The sequence below is a fragment of the Mammaliicoccus sp. P-M59 genome (assembly GCF_022386135.1).
Lineage (GTDB): Bacteria > Bacillota > Bacilli > Staphylococcales > Staphylococcaceae > Mammaliicoccus > Mammaliicoccus sciuri_A.
On the sequence record NZ_JAJNJJ010000001.1, the window covers coordinates 645,957 to 667,274 of the forward strand.

General features: G+C 31.1%; 19 protein-coding genes. All 19 read right to left on the reverse strand.

Features of this window, described 5'->3' with window-relative positions; all coding sequences use genetic code 11:
- Positions 1-46: 46 nt before the first annotated feature.
- Complete coding sequence (locus LQ617_RS03120; protein ID WP_025905305.1) at positions 47-274, reverse strand: KH domain-containing protein; 228 nt, start codon at positions 272-274, stop codon at positions 47-49.
- Positions 275-287: 13 nt separating this feature from the next.
- Positions 288-563, reverse strand: coding sequence for a 30S ribosomal protein S16 (gene rpsP, locus LQ617_RS03125; RefSeq protein ID WP_016910739.1), 276 nt, complete (start codon positions 561-563; stop codon positions 288-290).
- Positions 564-755: 192 nt separating this feature from the next.
- Positions 756-2,120: a signal recognition particle protein gene (gene ffh, locus LQ617_RS03130; protein ID WP_037587757.1), complete on the reverse strand. Its 1,365-nt coding sequence runs from the start codon at positions 2,118-2,120 to the stop codon at positions 756-758.
- Between the two features lie 12 nt (positions 2,121-2,132).
- Complete coding sequence (locus LQ617_RS03135) at positions 2,133-2,468, reverse strand: putative DNA-binding protein (protein WP_025905303.1); 336 nt, start codon at positions 2,466-2,468, stop codon at positions 2,133-2,135.
- Positions 2,455-3,627: a signal recognition particle-docking protein FtsY gene (ftsY, locus tag LQ617_RS03140; protein ID WP_037587754.1), complete on the reverse strand. Its 1,173-nt coding sequence runs from the start codon at positions 3,625-3,627 to the stop codon at positions 2,455-2,457. The genes LQ617_RS03135 and ftsY overlap by 14 nt, the downstream gene beginning before the upstream one ends.
- Positions 3,624-7,190, reverse strand: coding sequence for a chromosome segregation protein SMC (gene smc, locus LQ617_RS03145; protein WP_239739507.1), 3,567 nt, complete (start codon positions 7,188-7,190; stop codon positions 3,624-3,626). Before smc ends, ftsY begins: the two co-directional genes overlap by 4 nt.
- Positions 7,191-7,200: 10 nt before the next feature.
- The gene (gene rnc / locus LQ617_RS03150) at positions 7,201-7,920 is read right to left on the reverse strand and encodes a ribonuclease III (protein WP_239739509.1); all 720 of its coding nucleotides are present in this window, start codon (positions 7,918-7,920) and stop codon (positions 7,201-7,203) included.
- Positions 7,921-8,087: 167 nt separating this feature from the next.
- On the reverse strand, positions 8,088-8,711 hold the full coding sequence (locus tag LQ617_RS03155; RefSeq protein ID WP_025905299.1) for a CHAP domain-containing protein: 624 nt from the start codon (positions 8,709-8,711) through the stop codon (positions 8,088-8,090).
- Between the two features lie 203 nt (positions 8,712-8,914).
- Positions 8,915-11,074, reverse strand: a complete 2,160-nt coding sequence (locus tag LQ617_RS03160; protein ID WP_239739511.1) for a bifunctional glycosyltransferase/CDP-glycerol:glycerophosphate glycerophosphotransferase — start codon at positions 11,072-11,074, stop codon at positions 8,915-8,917.
- Between the two features lie 685 nt (positions 11,075-11,759).
- Positions 11,760-12,224, reverse strand: a complete 465-nt coding sequence (locus LQ617_RS03165) for a S8 family serine peptidase (protein ID WP_239739513.1) — start codon at positions 12,222-12,224, stop codon at positions 11,760-11,762.
- A gap of 146 nt (positions 12,225-12,370) precedes the next feature.
- Complete coding sequence (locus tag LQ617_RS03170) at positions 12,371-12,982, reverse strand: DUF3885 domain-containing protein (RefSeq protein ID WP_239739515.1); 612 nt, start codon at positions 12,980-12,982, stop codon at positions 12,371-12,373.
- 13 nt (positions 12,983-12,995) lie between these two features.
- Entirely contained in the window at positions 12,996-13,745 is a 750-nt protein-coding gene (locus LQ617_RS03175) for an SAR2788 family putative toxin (protein ID WP_239739525.1), read from the reverse strand.
- Between the two features lie 324 nt (positions 13,746-14,069).
- Positions 14,070-14,303: an acyl carrier protein gene (locus LQ617_RS03180; RefSeq protein WP_017000113.1), complete on the reverse strand. Its 234-nt coding sequence runs from the start codon at positions 14,301-14,303 to the stop codon at positions 14,070-14,072.
- A gap of 87 nt (positions 14,304-14,390) precedes the next feature.
- Positions 14,391-15,128, reverse strand: coding sequence for a 3-oxoacyl-[acyl-carrier-protein] reductase (gene fabG / locus LQ617_RS03185; RefSeq protein WP_025905298.1), 738 nt, complete (start codon positions 15,126-15,128; stop codon positions 14,391-14,393).
- Entirely contained in the window at positions 15,128-16,048 is a 921-nt protein-coding gene (fabD, locus tag LQ617_RS03190; protein ID WP_239739527.1) for an ACP S-malonyltransferase, read from the reverse strand. Before fabD ends, fabG begins: the two co-directional genes overlap by 1 nt.
- Positions 16,041-17,027, reverse strand: coding sequence for a phosphate acyltransferase PlsX (gene plsX / locus LQ617_RS03195; protein WP_239739529.1), 987 nt, complete (start codon positions 17,025-17,027; stop codon positions 16,041-16,043). Before plsX ends, fabD begins: the two co-directional genes overlap by 8 nt.
- Positions 17,020-17,589 (reverse strand): transcription factor FapR, encoded by a 570-nt coding sequence (gene fapR, locus LQ617_RS03200; protein WP_025905295.1) that lies wholly within the window; start codon positions 17,587-17,589, stop codon positions 17,020-17,022. The genes plsX and fapR overlap by 8 nt, the downstream gene beginning before the upstream one ends.
- A gap of 996 nt (positions 17,590-18,585) precedes the next feature.
- The gene (locus LQ617_RS03205; protein WP_126476882.1) at positions 18,586-19,206 is read right to left on the reverse strand and encodes a class A sortase; all 621 of its coding nucleotides are present in this window, start codon (positions 19,204-19,206) and stop codon (positions 18,586-18,588) included.
- Between the two features lie 58 nt (positions 19,207-19,264).
- Positions 19,265-21,304 (reverse strand): ATP-dependent DNA helicase RecG, encoded by a 2,040-nt coding sequence (recG, locus tag LQ617_RS03210; RefSeq protein WP_204168241.1) that lies wholly within the window; start codon positions 21,302-21,304, stop codon positions 19,265-19,267.
- Positions 21,305-21,318 lie beyond the last annotated feature (14 nt).

Genomic DNA, 21,318 nt, shown 5'->3' on the forward strand with positions numbered 1-21,318 from the left:
TGTTTCTTTCATTATTAACATAAAAAAGAGCACCAATTAGGTACTCTTAATTAACTTCTACAAACACTTTCTTGCCTTGCTCGTTCATTGAACCAGACACAATTGTACGAATTGCTTTAATCATTCTGCCCTTCTTACCAATAATTCTGCCAATGTCTTCTTCATGAACGTCTATATTGAACGTAATGCTAGAATCTTGTTCATCTTTAGATATATTGATGTTCTCCGGATAATCTACGAGCGGTACTATAATTGTTTGTATTAATTTTTCCAATATAATCTACGCTTTACTTAGAAAGTTTAGAATTATGGAATTTCTCCATGATACCTTGAGTTGATAAGATATCACGAACTGTATCAGTAGGTTTTGCACCGTCAGCTAACCATTTTAAAGCTAACTCTTCGTCAACTTTGATTTCTGCTTCTGGTTTAGCAACTGGATTGTAAGTACCGATTGGTTCGATAATACGACCATCACGTGGAGAACGTGCATCTGCTACTACTATACGATAGAATGGGTTTCTTTTTGACCCTTTACGTGTTAAACGAATTTTAACTGCCATGTTTAAAAAACTCCTTACTCATTTATAATTTCTTTTCTACAAGTAAATACTATAACAGGATATAAATTGTTTGTAAAGTGTTTTCTCTTTACCAATTTAAATTTCATGCAAAATAAGAGAGCAAAGCTGGCATTATCACTTAAAGATAGCTGCCATAACTTTGCTCTATATTATAGATGCGTCACGCTACTATTAGAATGGTAAGTTCATGCCTTGGAATGGATTTCCGCCACGTTTACCTTTTTTACCTTTTTTATTGCTTCCTGTAAATTGTTTCATCATTTTCTTCATGTCGCCAAATTGTTTGATCAATCTATTTACTTCTTGTAAAGAACGACCTGAACCTTTAGCAATACGACGTTTTCTAGAAACATTTAAAATGTCAGGATTATTTCTTTCTTCTAAAGTCATAGAACGGATAATCGCTTGAACATTATCGATTTGTTTAGGATCCATGTTAGCATTTTTCATGCCTTTCATTTTGTTTGCACCTGGAATCATATTCATCAGATCATCTAACGAACCTAAACCTTTAACTTGTTCTAATTGTTCTAAGAAATCATCAAACGTAAATGAAGATGTTCTCATTTTCTTTTCTAATTCTTTAGCTTTTTCTTCATCGACACCTTGTTGGGCTTTTTCAATTAAACTTAATACGTCACCCATACCTAAAATTCTAGATGCCATACGTTCTGGATGGAACAATTCAAGTCCATCTAGCTTTTCACTCATACCAATAAATTTAATTGGCTTTTCAGTAACAGAACGGATTGAAAGTGCTGCACCACCACGTGTATCACCATCTAATTTAGTCAACGTAACACCTGTTACATCTAATGTATTATCAAATGATTCTGCAACATTTACAGCATCTTGACCTGTCATAGAGTCTACAACAAGCATGATTTCATCTGGTTTAGATACTTCTTTAACGTCTACAAGTTCATTCATTAATGCTTCATCAATATGCAGACGACCTGCTGTATCGATAATAACAAAGTCTAAATGTTCTTCACGTGCATATTTCAACGCGTTCTCAGTAATTTGTTTCGGACTTACTTGATCGCCTTCTGTATATACTGGTATATCGATTTGTTTACCAACTGTTTGTAATTGTTGAATCGCAGCTGGTCTATAAATATCACATGCAACAAGTAATGGCTTTTTGTTGTATTTTTTTCTCATTAATAATGCTAATTTACCTGCAGTTGTTGTTTTACCTGCACCTTGTAAACCGACCATCATCACAACAGTAGGTGGTTTACTGCTCATGTTAATTTTACTATTTTCTCCACCCATTAAAGTCGTTAACTCATCTTGAACAATCTTGATGACTTGTTGTCCAGGTGTTAAAGATTGCATAACATCTGCACCTAATGCGCGTTCAGATACTGTGTTTACAAAAGATTTAACAACTTTAAAGTTAACGTCTGCTTCTAATAATGCTAATCGTACTTCACGCATCATTGCTTTAATATCTGACTCTGTAACTTTACCCTTACCTTTGATGCGTTGCATCGTGGCTTGAAGTCTTTCGGATAACCCTTCAAATGCCATAAATTTCTCCTCCTATTCAAGAATTTCTAAGCGTTCAATCGCCTGATTAAGTTCTTGATTATCTCCTGACAATCTTTTTAATTCATCAATAATAGATTGTCTTTCTTTAAATTTTTTAAAGAGTTGTAATTTCGTTTCATACTCTTCTAATAATTCATCTGTTCGTTTTATATTATCATATACTGCTTGTCGACTCACATGAAATGTCTCTGCAATTTCACTTAGTGCATAATCTTGTAAATAATATAACTCTAAATAATTGCGTTGTTTTTCAGTTAATAAACCTTGATAAAAATCAAATAAGTAATTCATTCTCATTGTTTTTATAAGTTCATTATTTTCCGTCATTTTGATCAGCTTCTTCAGTAGTATTTTCAACAGACTCATTTGCATCTATCATGTCTGCAAATAATCCATAAACATAGCTTTCTGCATCAAATGGTTGTAAGTCATCAAGTTTTTCACCGAGTCCTACAAATTTAACTGGAATTTGTAATTCATTACGTATCGCTAACACGATACCACCTTTTGCTGTTCCGTCAAGTTTCGTTAATACGATACCTGTAACTTGTGTCACTTCTTTAAATGACTTAGCTTGTGATAATGCATTTTGTCCAGTTGTCGCATCTAATGCTAATAATACTTCGTGAGGTGCGCCAGGTACGTTACGATCAATAACTTTTCTAACTTTTTGTAATTCATTCATTAAGTTGGCTTTATTTTGTAATCGTCCTGCAGTATCACAAATTAAAATATCAGCACCTCTATTTTTAGCAGCATTTACTGCATCATACATAACTGCTGCTGGGTCAGAACCTTCTTTTTGACTAATAACTTCTACGCCAACCCGTTCTCCCCAAACTTTCAATTGTTCAATAGCACCTGCACGGAAAGTATCCCCAGCTGCTAACATAACTTTTTTACCTTCTTGTTTATAACGATGTGCTAATTTACCGATAGTCGTCGTTTTACCAACACCATTAACACCAACCATTAATATAACATTTAATCGGTCATTTTCAATATTCATTCGATCAATATCTTCATCATCTTGTACATAAATTTCGACTATTTTTTCAACGATGACTTCTCTTAATTCAGATGTTTCACTAATATTTTGGCGTTTAGCTTCCATACGTAATTCATCAACAAGTTCCATAACTGTGTTAAATCCAACATCTGCTTGAATTAACATTTCTTCTAATGCTTCAAAGAAATCTTCGTCAACTTTACGATACACTGCTAATAAATCATTTAATTTATTTTGGAAGTTCTCTCTAGATTTTTCTAATCCTTGTTTGAACTTAGCACCAAGTTGTTCTGATTCCCATTCTTCAAACTCATCTAATGACATTAAGCCATCGTCAAACTGAATCGCCTCTGGATTTTCCTTTTCATTAGACTCAGGTTCTAAGTCTTGGACTGGTTGTTCTTCTTGGTTTTCAATCTCTTTGTTTTTTTCTTCACTAGGAGAGAATCTATCCTTTAATCGTTTAAAAAAACTCATGATTGTAATGCCTCCAATTCTTCTTCTTTAATTGATTTTAAGTTAACACTCACAAGTTTAGAAATGCCCGCTTCTTGCATTGTAACACCATATAAGCTATCCGCGTATGACATTGTACCTTTTCTATGTGTAATAACGATAAATTGAGTTTCCGATTTAAGTTGATCTAAATATTCTGCATATCTTATGACATTTTGTTCATCTAATGCAGCTTCAACTTCATCTAGAATTACAAAAGGCGCTGTACGTGCTTTTAATATCGCAAAGAGTAAACTAATGGCAGATAACGCACGTTCCCCACCACTAAGTAGTGATAAGTATTGTCGGTTCTTGCCTGGAGGTTGTACGACAATTTCAACACCCGCATCTAAAATATCTTTGTCTGTAAGTTGTAACTCAGCACGTCCACCATTGAAGAGTGATTTAAACACATTTCCAAAATGATGATTCACTTCATCAAATGTTTCTTTAAATCTAGTTGATACTTCGCCATCCATTTCTAATATGACTTGTTCTAATGTTTCTTTTGCTTCTAATAAATCTGTTCTTTGATCACTTAAGAAAGTATATCTTTCATTAACTTCTTTAAATTGTTCTATCGCATTTAAATTTACATGTCCAAGTTCATCTATAGACATTTTCGTTAATTTAACAGTTTTTCTTGCTTCTGAAATATCTTCTGGCATTTCATACAATGATTGTGCTTTTTCAAAAGTTAATTGATACGTTTCATTTAAGTGTGTCAATTGATGCTCAATCATAATATCTATTTTAGAGTGCTTACTCACCATATCTTGTAAGCCTGTTTCTAAACCAGAAATGCTTTGATGCATAGATTGCGTATCGCGTTCTATTTGCTCAATTTCTTCTTGAATAGATTTATATTTATCTTGATCATCCATCATTTTCGTTTCTATTTCTTGCTTTTTAGCTGTAAATAGTTGAATTTGACTTTCGACTTTTTCAAATTGACCGCTACCCATATAATCATCAGAATTGATTAATTCAATTTGATCATTAATCTTAGTTAACGTATGTTCATATTCGTTTAAATCTTCTTTAAGTCGTTTCTTATCTTGTTCTTTCAAACGATTTCGTTCTTTTTCAACTGCAAGATTCGAACGCTTTTCATTTAATGTATTTTGAATTGTTTTTTCGCTATCTTTACTATGTGAAAGTGATGCATTTAATTGATTGATTTCGTTATCAATTTGCTCTATATCTTGTTTAATCGTTACAAGTTTATTTTGCTTTTCTTGTAATGTTTCTTGACCTTTCACAAAGTTATAGCCATCATTTTTTTCAAATTCAAACGTTTCATTTTCGTCTTTTAATCGTTTTTCTTTAGCTAATACTGCATCTAATTGTAACGTTACTTCATGCTCTTTAGCTCTTAATTCAGTACCTTTTTCTTGTGTTTCAGTTAAGGACTGTTCGATATTTTGAACTTCTTGTTTTAACGCTTTAACATTCTCCTCAATTTGAGTTGTTTGTTGCATAAAGTTCTGATACTTATCTTCAGTCGTTTTCAGTTCATCTTTTTGTGATAACAAACTTGCTTTCTTCTCTTTGCCACCACCAGTCATAGCACCGCCTGGCGTAATCACATCGCCTTCAAGTGTCACGATTCTATGCTTGAACTGAATTAACCTCGCAAGTTGATTGGCAGTTTCTAAATCTTTAGCAATAATTGTACTACCTAACAAATGCTCTACAATATTTCGATATTTCTCGTCATATTTAACACCTTCAGAAGCTACTGTAATGAAGCCATGTTGATCATTAATTTGCTCGATAACAGATTGTGGTATAAATCGTTTTTTAACCACATTCATTGGTAAGAATGTAGCACGGCCTAGCTTTTTATCTTTTAAATATTTAATTGCTAATCGTGCATCTTTCTCTTCTCGTACAATAATGTGTTGCAAAGAAGCACCTAGCGCTATTTCAATAGCTGTTGTCAATTTCGAAGGTGTATCGATAATTTCAGCAACTGCACCTTCTATACCATTGAGTGACTTTTCTTTCAGCACATGTTTAACACCAGAATAAAATCCAGAGTATTCATCTTGCATACTCTTTAACGTATTAATACGCGTCTTCATTTGTTCTGTATAACGGTACGCTTGATACAGTTTTGACTCCGTATCTTTATATGCTTGCTCTTTACTTTTTAACAACTTATGGTCAGCTTTATATTGTTCAGTTGTTTCTTGAAGTTCTTTTTCAACAGATTGTAGCTTTTCTGTATATGAAGATTTATCTTCCCAAACGCGTTGAAGTTCTTCGTATACTTCTTTTTGTCTGCCATCTAATCTTGATTGTTTTTCTTGATGTGTTGCTAATTTGTCTTCTAAAAATCTAATATCATTATTAATGTCTGATTGCTCTGTCATCAGTTGATAATAACGATCTTTCAGTTGTTCAATTTTCTCTTCAAATGTACCTTCTTGATTCGATAATTGACCTTCAAGTCCATTAATTTCTTGCACTAATACTTGATATCTATCTTTAAATTCTTTTAGTTCTGCATCTATTTCTTTAATTTGTTCAGTAATTTTGTTAATTCTCGTTTGAGAAGCTTGCTTTTCTTCTTCTAATCTTTCATTTGTCGCATCACTATTTTTTTGACGTTCTTTTAAGACTTCTAATTGACCAGTAAATCGTTCTAATGATTCAGTCGCTTCAACTAATGCCTTGTTATCATTTTGAATTTGATTAGAAATCTGATCTCTCGATTTTTTCTTTTCATTTAATTCAAAAGTCATAGCGTCTAATTCATTTGTTTTTTGTTCTTTTTGATATTGAAAATGCTCAATTTCTTGTTCAAGCTTTTTAAAATCTTTATTTAAACTTTCAATATCATATACCGTTACAGTAATATCACTTTTTTTCATTTCTTCTTTTAAAGCAATATACTCTTCAGCAATCGCAGCTTCTTCTCTTAGAGGCTCAACTCTAGCTTCTAAATCGAATAAAATGTCTTCAACACGATTTAGATTTTGTTCTGTTTCGTCTAATTTTTGCGTCGCTTCTTTTTTACGTTTTTTATATTTTAATACGCCAGCTGCTTCTTCTATGAGATATCTTCTATCACTAGGCTTAGCATTCAATACTTCATCAACTTTACCTTGAGAAATAATACTAAAAGCTTCTTTACCAAGACCTGAATCTAAAAATAGATCAAGGACTGATTTTAAGCGTGTTCGTTCTTTATTTAAATAATATTCACTGTCACCATTTCTATATAAGCGGCGTTCAACTGTTATTGTATCTTCATCTATATTTAGTTTTCTTGAATGATTATCCAATGTTAATTTTACTTCTGCATATTGGCACTTTTTACGTTCTTTCGACCCGTTAAAGATGACATCTTCCATCTTAGATCCACGTAAACTTTTTGCTGATTGTTCACCGAGAACCCATTTTATAGCATCCGTAATATTACTTTTACCACTACCATTTGGGCCTACAATAGCTGTTACACCATTATCAAAGTCTACATGTGTATGTTCAGCAAAAGATTTAAATCCATATGCATCTATTGATTTTAAATAAACCATAAACTACCCCTTATTGACCATTATTCAACGCTTTTTTAGCAGCATTTTGTTCTGATTCTTTTTTCGTTCTACCTTTTCCTGTTTCTAAAGGTTTGCCATTTAATAGTACTTCAGAAGTAAACATCTTGTGATGTGCTGGACCACTTTCATCTAATAAATGATACGTAATATTGCCTTTATTATGACGATGCATAAATTCCTGCAATTCTGTTTTATAATCACGATTCGCAGTATAATTTTCATTAACGACATGTGGAAATACGACTTTTTCTAAAAATTGCTCTACAATTTCAAGTCCTTTATCTAAATACAATGCACCAATAAATGATTCGAATGCATCGGCGATTAACGATGGACGTTCACGACCACCTGTTTTTTCTTCACCTTTACCAAGTAAAAGTAATTCGTTCATATTTAAACTCATTGCAAATGTTACAAGTGATGGTTCACATACAATTGATGCGCGCAGTTTAGTGAGCTTACCTTCTGGAAGTAATGGAAATTTCTTAAATAAAAACTGTGACACCGTCAATTCTAACACCGCGTCTCCTAAGAACTCTAAACGTTCATTATGACTTAATTTATCTAATTTAAAGTCATTAATAAAACTTGAATGCGAGAATGCTTGAACATAAATATCATATTGTTCAAATTCGATATTTATGTCTTTCATAAACACATCGAATTGAGCTTTAAATTGTAATATGATTTGTGCTTTATTTTTAACCATGCCTGTCCTCCCTAATATTATGTTTCCTATCTATTTTACGTTATATTTCATAAAAAAAAAAGAATATTATCATAAACGACAATATCCATTGACACAATATATAAAACGCCTGAACAAATTGCTTTGTTCAGACGTTTATCTTATCTTATGTAATCATCATGGATTGCTTAATTTGGTCTTATAAACCACATTTCAGTTTCATAATCATGCGTGATACGTTGTGCAACTTCTGTCTTGTCAGCGCCGCCACCATACCAATTTTGATCTAAACTTGTAAATTGCATCACATTACCGTCTGCATTACCGTTTAATACAATTGCTGTATGTCCAGCACCTGATCCGAAATCTTCATTAAATACAACAACATCTCCAGGCTGTGCTACAAATGATGGTGTGTTTTTGTACACTGTTGCTTCACCACTAAAATTATTAGCAGTTGGAATATCTTTTGCATAGTCACCATGTAAACCGTGACCATATAAATAATTCCAATAATAATTCACTAAATCAAAACATTGCCAACCGTAGTAGCCATCAAAATCCCAACCCTTACCTTCCAATGAATAAACATAATTCATGGCAGCTGTTGAAGATTTCGCAACTTCTTTTTGGACCTTGCTTGATTTCTTATCGTAATCTCTATGTTCAACCTCTACGTTCTGTATCTTAGGTGTCTTATCTTTAGATGTATCACTACCGCCGCCATCCTTAGCGTCAGCATGCAAATTCAAATTCAATGCAGTCAAGCTCGTAAATGCAATAGCTAACAATAATTTGCTTTTAATCTTCATACATCCCCCTAAAAAATATGTATTATATATATACTTAAATAATATATTAAAACATTTTATCATATATAAAGTATACTGGATAGGTTATAAAGATTAAGTATTGATTACAAAAAGACCACTAATCTCCCTCTATATTTTATTAAAATTCATGATAATTCTTGTTGAAAAATAAAAATACCCCACCAATTATGGCAGGGATATTTTTATTTTGTCTTATCATATATAAAATCTCCAATAAATTTAGAAGATTGACCTTTTTCTATAGAACAGAATTTATCGTAAAACTTTTCTATTTTATCTTTATATTTTTCTTTATGTTTATCAACATCTTTTAATTCCTCAGCTAATTTAAACTCATCTGTAATAATTTCTCCAGGTAAATCATTCATATAATCCATATAAAATCCTCTCAAACCTTTATCATATTTCTCAATATCATAAGCAAAGAAATATTGTGGTCTTTTTAGAATCCCAAAGTCAAACATGACTGAAGAATAATCTGTAATGAGTGCATCAGATATTAAATATAATTCGGATATATCATTATAATTAGATACGTCGATTGCAAAATCTTCATATCCACTTAAATCTAATGCATTTGAAATTAAATAATGCATTCTTAGTAAAATGACAAATTCATCACCTAATTCTTTTTGTAGGTTTTCTAAATTTATTTTTAAATCGAATAAATATTTACCTTTTTTAACAAATTCATCATCTCTCCATGTTGGAGCGTACATAATAATTTTCTTACCTTTTGGTATGTTTAATTCTTTTTTCAGTTTTTCTATATATTCTTGATCATTACTTCTATTAACTAATATATCATTCCGAGGATATCCTATTTCTAAAGTTCTATTCTCATCCATCCAAAATGCCGTTTTAAAAATGTTCGTTGAGTACCTATTAGGAGAAATTAAATAATCCCATCTTGATGTTTCAGCGTAGAAATTCTTTTTATATTTAGGTGTAGTTGTTCCTGGCATTCTTACTATCTTCATATCATTAGCCAAACGCTTTAATGGTGTTCCGTGCCATGTTTGAATGTAAATTTGGTTATCTTTTTTATTTAAATACAGTGGTAACCTTGCATTCGTAACCCAGAATTTAGCTTTTGAGTATGCATCATAATATTCTTTAGATCCTTTTTTAACCTTTACTGCATTACCAGTTATGACATTTTGATTAGGATTTTTAAACACCCATATATAGTTTAATTTAGGATAATGTTTTTGCATATATTCATAAATATATTTAGGACTATCACTATAATTTTTACCACCGAAAGACTCAAAAACGATAGTTTCATTATTTACAGCTTCTTCTTTATCTAATAGTTGATATTTTGATCTATTCTTCATTTTATTATTCTGAACTATATTTTTTACATGTCTACTTACACTTCTAATATTATTTATATATTTAGCATTATCAATGTCGTCCATAGATAAAAACAATAATTCTAATTTGTAGAGTATTTTTCCATCTTTTATAATGTTCCACTTTAGTGTTTTAACAATATTAATTAAAGGTTTCTCAAGAACACTATATCTTATATTTATATCTGTCAAAGATGGGTCGAACCCTTTTTTAATTTCAAGTTTCATTTTTTGAGATAAAAAGTTAAGAATTTCTTTATTATCCGTTCTTTTAATGGAATCAAGATAACTATTAACATAATCTTCGAATGTAAAAATGAAATCTTGATCACTTAAAGTATTACCTTCAAATGGATCATAAATTTCACCTCTAAAATAAAAAGGAAAATTACGTAACCTTACAAATCTCTCTACGTATTTAATATATTCAAGCGTAAACGAAGTATCGATATATATTTTTAAATCTTCATTAAACCTAATGTTATGCGCTTTGACAATAGAAGTTTTAAACAAAATATTACAAACCGTATTTTTTCTTAAAAAGGAATTAGGATTATTACCTTTAGTTAAGTAGTCAATTCTAATTTTATCTTTATTTACATATTGAGGTTTTTTTAATGAGAATTTATTTATTGGCCCAATTAAGCCGTCTAATCCATTGATTTTAGATAAGTAATACTCAACTGAATAGCTTGCAAGTTGGTCATCAGCATCTAAAAACATAAAATATTTTGTTTCAACATTTTCTAAAGCTATATTTCTAGCATAGGCGTGCCCATAATTTCTATCTAAATTAATGTGATTTACATTTTTATCATAATTATTTATCGCTTCATTAACTAATCTATTAGAAGAGTCTGTTGATCCATCATTAACTATGATTAAATCAAAGTTTTGATTTCTTTGGTTTTTAATACTACCAATACAATCAAGTATATAATCTTCTTTATTATAATAAGTAATGATAATTGTTAATTCATTCATGATATTTCTCCTTAAAGTTTTTTAATATAATTAATATAAAAATATAATGCGTACTCAAATTTTTTATGACGACTTTAGTCATTCTTTTTTAGTACTCAAATAAAAGTACTACCTAAGGCATTTATTTCAATATCTAAAGAATAAATCAATGTATTATTAGGAGAATGGCTAATATTGAGTTTTAAATATTAATTTTACATTATATTATTATAGCTCCTTAATACTATTTGGCAATATTAATAAACAAAAATCTTAAACTGAATTAATTATCCATTTACTTATTTGAATTATTGTTAAATTTTCCAAAACTATTAAAACACTAAAAATATAGATTTTACATCTTCTATAAAAAAGCATAATAAAAAGCCCGTAACCATTGGTATACGGACTTTTGTAATTTGAATTATTTTTCTAATGATGAAATACATGTGATTTTCGCATGAGTTTATGGTTGTTCAAGTGCATTAATTAACGCACTATCTCACAGACTTTATGCAATGTTTATTTCATACTAGTTCATATGAAAACAAACTATTTGCCCCCCTTTTTACCCCTACGTTTATATTATCAACATTGCTTTACAAAATAGAACGGTCGTTCTTACAATAAAACTACTAATTATATAAGAGATATTTGCTAAAATTTCAATTTTTGAACGTTTATTATCTTTATCTCTCTTTTGTACTTATTCTTTTTTTAATACCGAAATTAATTCTTTTTTATCTAAATTATGAAGGTCACCATTATGATTTTTAATTAAACGATTAGTAGCTAATGCGGTTGCTTCTGAAGTATTATTGACACTTCCCTTAGATTTATTACTTAAAGAAATATATAAATCTGCATTATCATTTGAATTGTAGATAGATTTATTATATTTATTTTTCAATACACCTATAGAAATTACCTCATGATAAGATGCAGGGTACTCTTTTTGACCAAATATATCATTACCATTTGCAGCCAAAACAATAATTCCTTTACTATTTGCCTCTTTTATTTTGTTGTGAAGGCTTTCGTAATCATGAGTAAAACCATAGCTCATATTTATCACATTTACTTTGTTTTTAATTGCCCAATCTATACCTGCTATTGTATCTTTAACAGTTCCAAGACCATCGCTATTCAATACTTTTGCATCATAAATCACAATATTATTTTGAGATTACTTTGCTTTCAACAGAAGAACTATTAACACCGGTATCTAGAATAGCTACTTTTAATAGTTTTAGATTGTTCAAATAAAAAATTAAGCTTAAAATAATAAAAAAGATAATCGCTATGCATATGTATAGTTTAAACCTCTTCATTATCAAGATCCAATATTAAATCACTATACTTTTTAGAATATCTTGCATAATCTTCATTTTTATTAAAAGCTAACCATAGGCCCCTATCATCATATAAATGGTATATTAAATTTTTGGTATTATTAATTATATATATTTCAGAATAATTATAATTCTGATTAATATTTGGAACTAATCCTTTAAAATCTTGATTGGATATAGCTTTTAATAATTTTTTATATTTTAATTCTTTAATGGAACAATTGTATGAAAACTCCTCGCACAAAACTTCATCATCATCATTCGATTTTACATATTCTTTAAAATAAGATAATTCATCTTTAGTTAATGATGTGAATTTTTTTATAAAATTCGTTTTTCTATATGGTCTAGTATAAGAATATACAACATGAACCAAATTTATAGAGTCTGAAAGCGAAAATAAATCTTCAAAAATGTGTATTGCATTTTTATATACAGTTAAAAAATAATCATTATTGATAGTGTCACCATCTTCTAAGAACTGATACTTATCATCACTTAAATTTAAATGAATTGAATTTTTCATCATCCCAAAATTTATTTTTTTAATATTCAAATTATTTATATCAAAATACATAATTTGTAGCACCTTATTTCCTTAAAATTTTTCCATCCTTAGTCAAAGAGGCCTTTCTTTCTCCCTTGTTATTTTTTAACTTCCAATAAGATCCACCATGTGGTTCTCCTTTATTTTTAGAGATAGTCCATTTAGTTTTCGAATCTCTCCATGTAGGATTACTCCCTTTAACTTTTTGAGTAAATTTACCTAAATTTACACCTTTATCATTAAGTAAACTTTTATTAATACTTTTAACAATCTTGTGTGTATTAGATTTGACAGCTTTATTGACAGCTTTTTTACCATATTTTTTAATAGCCCATTTAATACCAAATCGAGCAGCCATAACAGCTACTACAACTAAAGGTACTGCTGAAGCTTCAAATAAACGTGTATCAAACTGATGTTCTTCTCCTGTTTTATTATCTATTAAATATCCGGCAATATCATTTTCATCTGCATAAGTTAAGTCTATAGAATAATCTATGTGTTCTTCTACTTCATAATTAGATATTTTACCACTTAAACTAATCTCGCCTGTTTCAAAATTATTTGAAAGGGTTGTATCTAATGACACCTCTTCCTCATCAATAGATGTATTGACTTCGGATATTTCTCCAGTCTTACTTTCGGTAATATCAGCATGAGATAAAGAATTAGTAACTTCATTATTCTCTTTGATCAAGGTATTGTCTTCTTGTGCTTGTATATTTCCAAATCCAGAAAATAAGACAGCAAATGCAATTAAACATACAAACGGTTTAAAAATTTTAAAATTCATCAAAAATCCTACTTTTTTTACATTATATACCAATTTTCTAGAATATGTATATAGTTAAAAAATGAATAATTTTAATATATAAAATAGCCCACCAATTAAGGTGGGTTAAAATTATTTTTCTGATGATCTAGAATGGCTAGATTTTATCTTTCCTGAAACGTATGGTGATGAAACAATGGACGTTACTTTTGAAGAGGAAAAATACGTTTAGAATTTTAAGCAAATTAATTTAGCAGTTAAACTAATTTTTAGATTTTTACCCTATTCATAAAAAGCATAATAAAAAGCCCGTAACCAATGGTATACGGGCTTTTATAGTTTGAATTATTTTTCTAATGATTCAATATATTTTACAGCGTCACCAACTGTGTTGATTTTTTCTGCTTCCTCATCAGGAATTTCCATATCAAATTCATCTTCTAATTCCATTACTAATTCTGCTATATCTAAAGAATCAGCACCTAAATCATCTTTAAATGAAGCTTCAGGCGTTACTTTTTCAGCGTCTACACCTAGACGATCTACAATAATGTCTTTAACTTTGTCGAAACTTGCCATTCCATTCACCTCCTTTAAATGATTTAAATCTTATATAATAAGAAATTCAATTTCTCTTACTATCCTATTCTACTATAAAAGTAGTTATTATTGCATATACATTCCGCCATTAACGTGAATTGTTTGGCCAGTAATATAGCTTGCTTTATCACTTGCAAGAAATGCTACTGTATGGGCAATATCACTATCTTCACCAAATCGTGCAAGTGGAATTTGTGATTTCATTTGTTCTTTTAATTCATCAGATAATTGATCTGTCATATCTGATACGATAAATCCTGGTGCAACTGCATTACAAGTAATGCCTCTAGATGCTAATTCTCTAGCAAATGTTCTTGTCATACCTTCAACACCTGATTTAGTTGCTACATAGTTCACTTGTCCTGCGTTTCCTAATGATCCTACAACACTTGATAAGTTAATGATGCGACCAGATTTTTGTTTTAACATTGGTCTTGTTACTGCTTGAACACAGTTAAATACACCTTTTAAGTTTGTATTGATTACGTCATCCCATTCGTCTTGTTTCATACGCATCAATAAATTATCTCTTGTAATACCTGCATTATTAACTAATACATCGATAGTACCAAATTGAGATGTTGTTTCTTTAATCATAGCTTTTACTTCATCTTGCTCACTTACGTTTGCTTGAAATGCAAATGCTTCTACACCAAATGATTTAATTTCAGAAACGACTTCTTCTGCTTTTTCTTTATTTCCTGCATAGTTCACAACTACATTGTAACCTTCTTTACCAAGTTCTAATGCAATTTTACGACCAATACCTCTAGAAGCACCTGTAACGATAGCTGTTTTTGTCATTATTCATTCCATCCTTTAATATCATCAATTGTTTGAATTGATGTTATTTTAACATCACGACTAATTTTCTTAACTAACCCAGATAATACTTTGTTAGGACCGACTTCGATAAAGTGATCTACACCTTGTTCAATTAAATACTCAACAGATTGACTGAATTCAACTGGTGAGAATAATTGTTTAACCATGTTCGCTTTAATAACTTCATGATCTGTTTCAGGTTTAGCATATACATTTTGTACAATTGGGTGTTCAGCATCTTTCCACTCAAATTGATTAATGTAGTTTTCAAAATCATCTGCTATAGTTTTCATCATTGAAGAATGAAATGGACCTGAAACTTTTAAAGGCATAACACGTTTAGCACCTAGTGATTTACCTTCTGCTGCAAGTTTATCAATGAGTTCTGCATGACCAGATACAACGATTTGACCTGGGCAATTGATGTTTGCTGGTTCAATAAGTTTGTCTTCTGTTGATAATTGTTCACAGATTTCTCTCACTTTTTCAATGTCTAAACCTAGTACCGCTGCCATAGAACCTACACCTTGTGGAAAAGCTTCAGACATTAATGTACCACGTTTATGTACGATTTGAACGGCATCTTCAAACTTTAATACACCTTCTGATACTAATGCTGAATATTCACCTAAACTATGTCCTAATGCGTAGTCATAATTTAAATCTTTTAAAGCATTCATTAAAGCTGAACTATGCGTTAACAATGCTGGTTGTGTATATTCAGTTAATCCAAGAATTTCTTCTGGATCTTTAAACATAATTTCAAGTAAATCAAATGATAATGATTCATTTGCTCTTTCTAAAATTGATGTTGCATTAATTTCTTCTTGATATAAATCTTCTGACATTCCTACTTTTTGTGACCCTTGACCAGGGAACATGATTGCAACTTTACCCATTTATTTCACCTACTGCTTTCTTCATTTTATCTACTATTTTAGTATCTGCAGCTAGCTTAGCTTGTTTAATTGCATTATAGAATGCACGTTGATCTGATGATCCGTGTGCTTTAACAACAACACCATTTAATCCTAATAGGACTGAACCACCGTATTCTGCATAGTCCATTTTATTGCTGATTTTTTTAAAATCTTTTTTCAAAGTAAGTGCAGCAAGTTTATTTTTAGTTGAAGCAGTCATCGCTTCTTTTAACATTTTAAATATACCTGTTGCTGTACCTTCGATTGTTTTTAACACCATGTTACCGTTATAACCATCTGATACAACGACATCACATGCATCTAACAATAAAGATTTTGCTTCAACATTTCCAATAAAGTTATCAAATTGTTCTTCTTTAAGTAATTGATAAGTCTTTTTCATCAAAGCATTACCTTTTGTTTCTTCAGTACCAATATTTAAAAGTGCTAATGAAGGTTTTTCAATACTTCTAATTTGTTTGGCATAAATTTCGCCCATTTTAGCATATTGCACAAGATGTTCAGGTTTAGCATCTGAGTTTGCACCAATATCTAAAAATACAAATCCTTTACCTGTCACAGTTGGGAAAGTTGCAACTAATGCAGGTCTTTCAATACCTTTTATTCTGCCGACAATAAATAATCCACTACTCATAAGTGCGCCAGTATTACCAGCTGATACACATGCTTCAGCTTTACCTTCTTTAACAGCATTCGCCATTAAAACCATTGAAGCATTTTTCTTTTTCTTAATTGATCTAACAGGTTCGTCATCCATTGTTATCTTTTCATCTGTATGATAAAAAGTGATACGATCATGTTTGTAATCAAATTGTTTTTCATCACCATATAACAAAATCTCTAAATCTGGAAAATCATTAACTGCTTGTTTAACCGCTTCTATTACGATACCTGGCGCGTCATCTCCGCCCATCATATCTATCGCAATCTTAACCATTATTTTCACCCTCGCTCGAATAATACATTTCAAATTGTCCTTGGAAAACAGTTTCTCCATGAACAGTGCTAGTGACATCTACTTTAGCTATATGTTTCGATTTATGAATCACAGTAGCTTTAGCAATGACTCTTTCATTTAGTTTTACTGATTTTTTGAATTGAACATTACTCTTAGTTGTTAATGCTAATTCATCGTTAATCAATGCTACACATAATGAGTTAGCTTGGGCAAATAAATAGTGTCCTCTAGCAATACCATTACGTGTAAAAACATGTTCTTCCTTAATATCTATAATAGAAATTGCTGATTTATCTAATTCAATATCTATAATTTCCCCAATGACATCTTCAATGGGTAATGATTTAATTTCATCATGATTTTGTGTTGCTACATCTTTGATGCGGCGTCTTAATTCTGGAATACCTAGCTCCATTCTATCTAGTCTAATAGTTTGGATGCTTACTTTAAAATATTCACTTAAAGTTTCGTCAGTTATGAAAGGTTCAGCTTTCAAACGATTTGTTAATTCCCTCTGGCGATCTGCTTTTGATAATTTCATTTCATCCAAATCCATTCTATTATGTACTTATAGCTAAAATTAGCACCTGCTATCATGACCTACCTTACTTATACTAACACGGGTATAACAATATACTCAACAAATTATACAATAAAAAAGAACGAAATTTAAAAATTTGGTCATAAGACTTAAATAATAAGATGTGAAGACAAGGTGGAATGAGTGAATTTTGGGGGTTGATTATGGATTTGGGTAGGAGGTTGGACTTATTTTGGGTGCGAGGTTAGGTGTTGGGGGTGGGAATTGATGTTGGGAGTTGAGGCTTAAGCAATCTCTTGGCTTAATGTAGGCATTAAGCTACGACTTGAGCCATCTCTTGGCTTAATGTAGGCATTAAGCTACGACTTGGGCGATTTTTTATGTAATCAAAAATGTTCATTTCTAAATAATCATTTAATTTTTAAAAAGATGTGAGTTTACTACCGCTTTAACTCACATCTTTTGCAATCTTGTGAGTATACTGCCTCTTTAACTCACATCTTCGCAGATCTCGTGTGTTTACTCCAACTTTAGCTTACATCTTTCACAATCTCGTGGGTTTACTTCTTCTTTAACTGACATCTTTTCCAATCTCGTGTGTTTACTACAACTTTAACTCACATCTTCACCAATCTCGTGAGTTTATTACCTCTTTAACTCACATCTTCTTCAATCTCGTGGGTTTATTGCTCCTTTAACTCACATCTTCACCAATCTCGTGAGTTTATTACCTCTTTAACTCACATCTTCTTCAATCTCGTGAGTTTACTACCGCTTTAACTCACATCTTCGCAGATCTCGTGTGTTTACTCCAACTTTAGCTTACATCTTCTCGAATATCTCACATTCTCCCTACCTACTCGATGAATCCCCCACACCTATATCCAACAAATCCCCCACAAATCCACCCACCGATCTCCCATACCCACTCCATCCAACTCATTTCTCCCAACAAAAAAAGAGCAAAATTTGAAATTTTACTCTCCTCTATCATAGTTATGCTGCATTTTCTTCTACTGCTGTAAATATCATGCGCTCTTCGAACAATAAAGTATCTGGATTATAATTATCACATGTTATTAATGTTAATTGATTCGGTTTACCTTTATGTTCATCTAATACTTCAACTTGATTTGGCTTTACATTTTTAATATTTTTAATTATATATGTCTTTTTACCTTTTAATGTGATGAGTTCTACTTTATCGCCAACTTTTGCGCGATCGAGATAATTAAATCTTATTCCTGCACCTTCTACACGATGTCCAGCGATTGCGACATTCTGCTCACTTAATTTTTCGTTCTCATCTACTAATGACAATCCGTTTTTTAAATTTTGTTCTGTTGCTGGTCCTTTAAATATAGGCTCTGATATATCTGCTGCTGGTACTTTTAAATAACCAACCATGTGTTCATTTACTTTTAAGTTATCTGTTTCTGTTTTTGTAATCCATGATTCTATTGGATTTATTTTAACGCTGTCATCATGATTTTCATACGACTCAATGACTTTATCATTAACACGGTCTGTAAAATACGTTCTAATATCATTCCAGAAGAAAATAGATATTGCCGTCATGATTAATAAGATACCTATAATTTTATATAACCATCTCATGTTTCTAACCTACTCTCAAAATATGGTAATTCAAATTTATACAATACGTGTTCCAATGTCAATCAAAATTTTGTTCTGACATAGATTCTTGTACTAATAATCTCAATTTATCATATTCAGGTTTGAAAAATTCACCTGATTGCACTAATTCACTCGCTTCATCTCTTGCAACTTCTAACATTCTATAATCTTCTACAATATTTGCAACTCTGAAATCAGGTAAACCACTTTGTTTAACGCCAAAGAAGTCACCAGGTCCTCTCATTTCCAAATCTCGTTCTGATAAATAAAAACCGTCAGTAGATTCAGTCATAATGTGCATACGTTCTACACCACTCTCAGTTTTAGGTGATGCTACTAACGTACAGTAACTTTGGTGATGACTTCTACCGACACGTCCTCTTAATTGGTGTAACGTAGATAAACCAAATCGGTCAGCATCATAGATAATCATAAATGTTGCATTAGGGACGTTTACACCTACTTCAACAACAGTTGTAGAAACTAATATCGCGATTTCATTATTACTAAATTTATTCATGATTTCGTCTTTTTCATCTGCATGCATTTTACCATGGACAAGACCGACTTTATCCGCACCGAAACGCAACTGTAATTGCTCATAAATTGCGACTACATTTTGAACATCCAACGCTTCACTTTCTTCTATTAATGGACAAATGACATACGCTTGTCGACCTTTTGATATTTCACTGTTTAGTTGATTCAGTACATGATCAATTTCTTCATGTTTAGCCCACGATGTCAAAATTTCTTTTCTCCCTTTAGGCATTTGTTTAATCGAGGTTACATCCATTTCCCCGAACGCAGAGATAGACAATGTTCTCGGAATTGGTGTTGCTGTCATAAATAAGACATTTGTATCTGCACCTTTTTCACGCAGCTTCTTACGTTGATTTACACCAAATCGGTGCTGTTCATCAATGATAACTAATCCAATATCATTAAACGCTACATCATCTTGAATTAGTGCATGCGTGCCAACAATAACGTCAACTTCTCCTGCTTCTAACTGTTCAAGTAATAATTTTCTTTTTTTACCTTTAACTGAACTTGTTAATAAAGCGACATTTAATTGCCCACCAAACAACTCATCTAAACTGATTGCATGTTGTTCAGCTAATATAGCTGTTGGGACCATAAGCGCACTTTGCTTACCAGCATTAAACATTGCATAAATCGCAATAGCTGCAACAACCGTTTTACCCGAACCTACATCACCTTGCAATAATCGATGCATTTTAATAGGCGCTTTTAAATCTCTAAAAATTTCATTCACACTATTTTTCTGAGCATCTGTTAATTCAAAAGGTAATGTTTCGATAAAAGATTTCACCGCATTAACATCATAATTTAAACCTTCTATTTTATTAGATTCTTTTTCTAATTTGCTTAACCATTTCATCTTTAACTGAAATAAGAATAATTCATTAAATGAAAATGTGCGTCGTGCTAATTTGAGGTGATTAAATTGAAGTGGTTTATGTAAAATTGGAATGACATCTTTTAATGGCATTAATTTGTACTTATCCATTAAATTTGGAGATAACCATTCATCAATTTCAACAAGTTGTAATGCTTGTTCAATATATTTATTAAGCTGCTTTTGTTTTAAACCTTCTTTTAATCGATAAATAGGTGTTAACGCATTTCCACCGTCTTCTTTTTCAGCCATTACTTTTTGACCAGCAATAATTTGTTTCTTTTGATCCCATTTACCTTTAATTGTAACTGTTTCACCCATGATGAGTCTCTTTTTCAAATAAGGTTGATTAAAGAAAGTGACTTTAACGGCAATTTGATCAATTAGCATATGGCACGTTAATTTAGATTTATTTCTACCAAAAAATGCGACAGTCGGACTAGAGTACACTTCTCCAGTAACAGTGACAACATCACCATCAGTTGCTTCGTTTAAATTTATGACAGATTCATCTTCGTAACGTGTTGGTAAATACAACACTAAATCTTCTAATGTATAGATATTTAATTCATTTAATAACTGTAAACTTTTTGGTCCAACACCTTTAAGTTCTTGCAAAGTTCGGTCTGTATATATTAGATGTTGCTTATTCATTTTTATCACCTATA

Coding starts and splice junctions, on each gene's coding strand:
- plsX (WP_239739529.1), bottom strand. CDS start 17,027: ATGGTTAAGATTGCGATAGATATGATGGGCGGAGATGACGCGCCAGGT.
- rpsP (WP_016910739.1), bottom strand. CDS start 563: ATGGCAGTTAAAATTCGTTTAACACGTAAAGGGTCAAAAAGAAACCCA.
- LQ617_RS03155 (WP_025905299.1), bottom strand. CDS start 8,711: ATGAAGATTAAAAGCAAATTATTGTTAGCTATTGCATTTACGAGCTTG.
- ffh (WP_037587757.1), bottom strand. CDS start 2,120: ATGGCATTTGAAGGGTTATCCGAAAGACTTCAAGCCACGATGCAACGC.
- smc (WP_239739507.1), bottom strand. CDS start 7,190: ATGGTTTATTTAAAATCAATAGATGCATATGGATTTAAATCTTTTGCT.
- fabD (WP_239739527.1), bottom strand. CDS start 16,048: ATGGGTAAAGTTGCAATCATGTTCCCTGGTCAAGGGTCACAAAAAGTA.
- LQ617_RS03180 (WP_017000113.1), bottom strand. CDS start 14,303: ATGGCAAGTTTCGACAAAGTTAAAGACATTATTGTAGATCGTCTAGGT.
- fapR (WP_025905295.1), bottom strand. CDS start 17,589: ATGAAATTATCAAAAGCAGATCGCCAGAGGGAATTAACAAATCGTTTG.
- LQ617_RS03170 (WP_239739515.1), bottom strand. CDS start 12,982: ATGTATTTTGATATAAATAATTTGAATATTAAAAAAATAAATTTTGGG.
- recG (WP_204168241.1), bottom strand. CDS start 21,304: ATGAATAAGCAACATCTAATATATACAGACCGAACTTTGCAAGAACTT.
- LQ617_RS03205 (WP_126476882.1), bottom strand. CDS start 19,206: ATGAGATGGTTATATAAAATTATAGGTATCTTATTAATCATGACGGCA.
- ftsY (WP_037587754.1), bottom strand. CDS start 3,627: ATGAGTTTTTTTAAACGATTAAAGGATAGATTCTCTCCTAGTGAAGAA.
- LQ617_RS03160 (WP_239739511.1), bottom strand. CDS start 11,074: ATGAATGAATTAACAATTATCATTACTTATTATAATAAAGAAGATTAT.
- LQ617_RS03175 (WP_239739525.1), bottom strand. CDS start 13,745: ATGAATTTTAAAATTTTTAAACCGTTTGTATGTTTAATTGCATTTGCT.
- fabG (WP_025905298.1), bottom strand. CDS start 15,128: ATGACAAAAACAGCTATCGTTACAGGTGCTTCTAGAGGTATTGGTCGT.
- LQ617_RS03135 (WP_025905303.1), bottom strand. CDS start 2,468: ATGACGGAAAATAATGAACTTATAAAAACAATGAGAATGAATTACTTA.
- rnc (WP_239739509.1), bottom strand. CDS start 7,920: ATGGTTAAAAATAAAGCACAAATCATATTACAATTTAAAGCTCAATTC.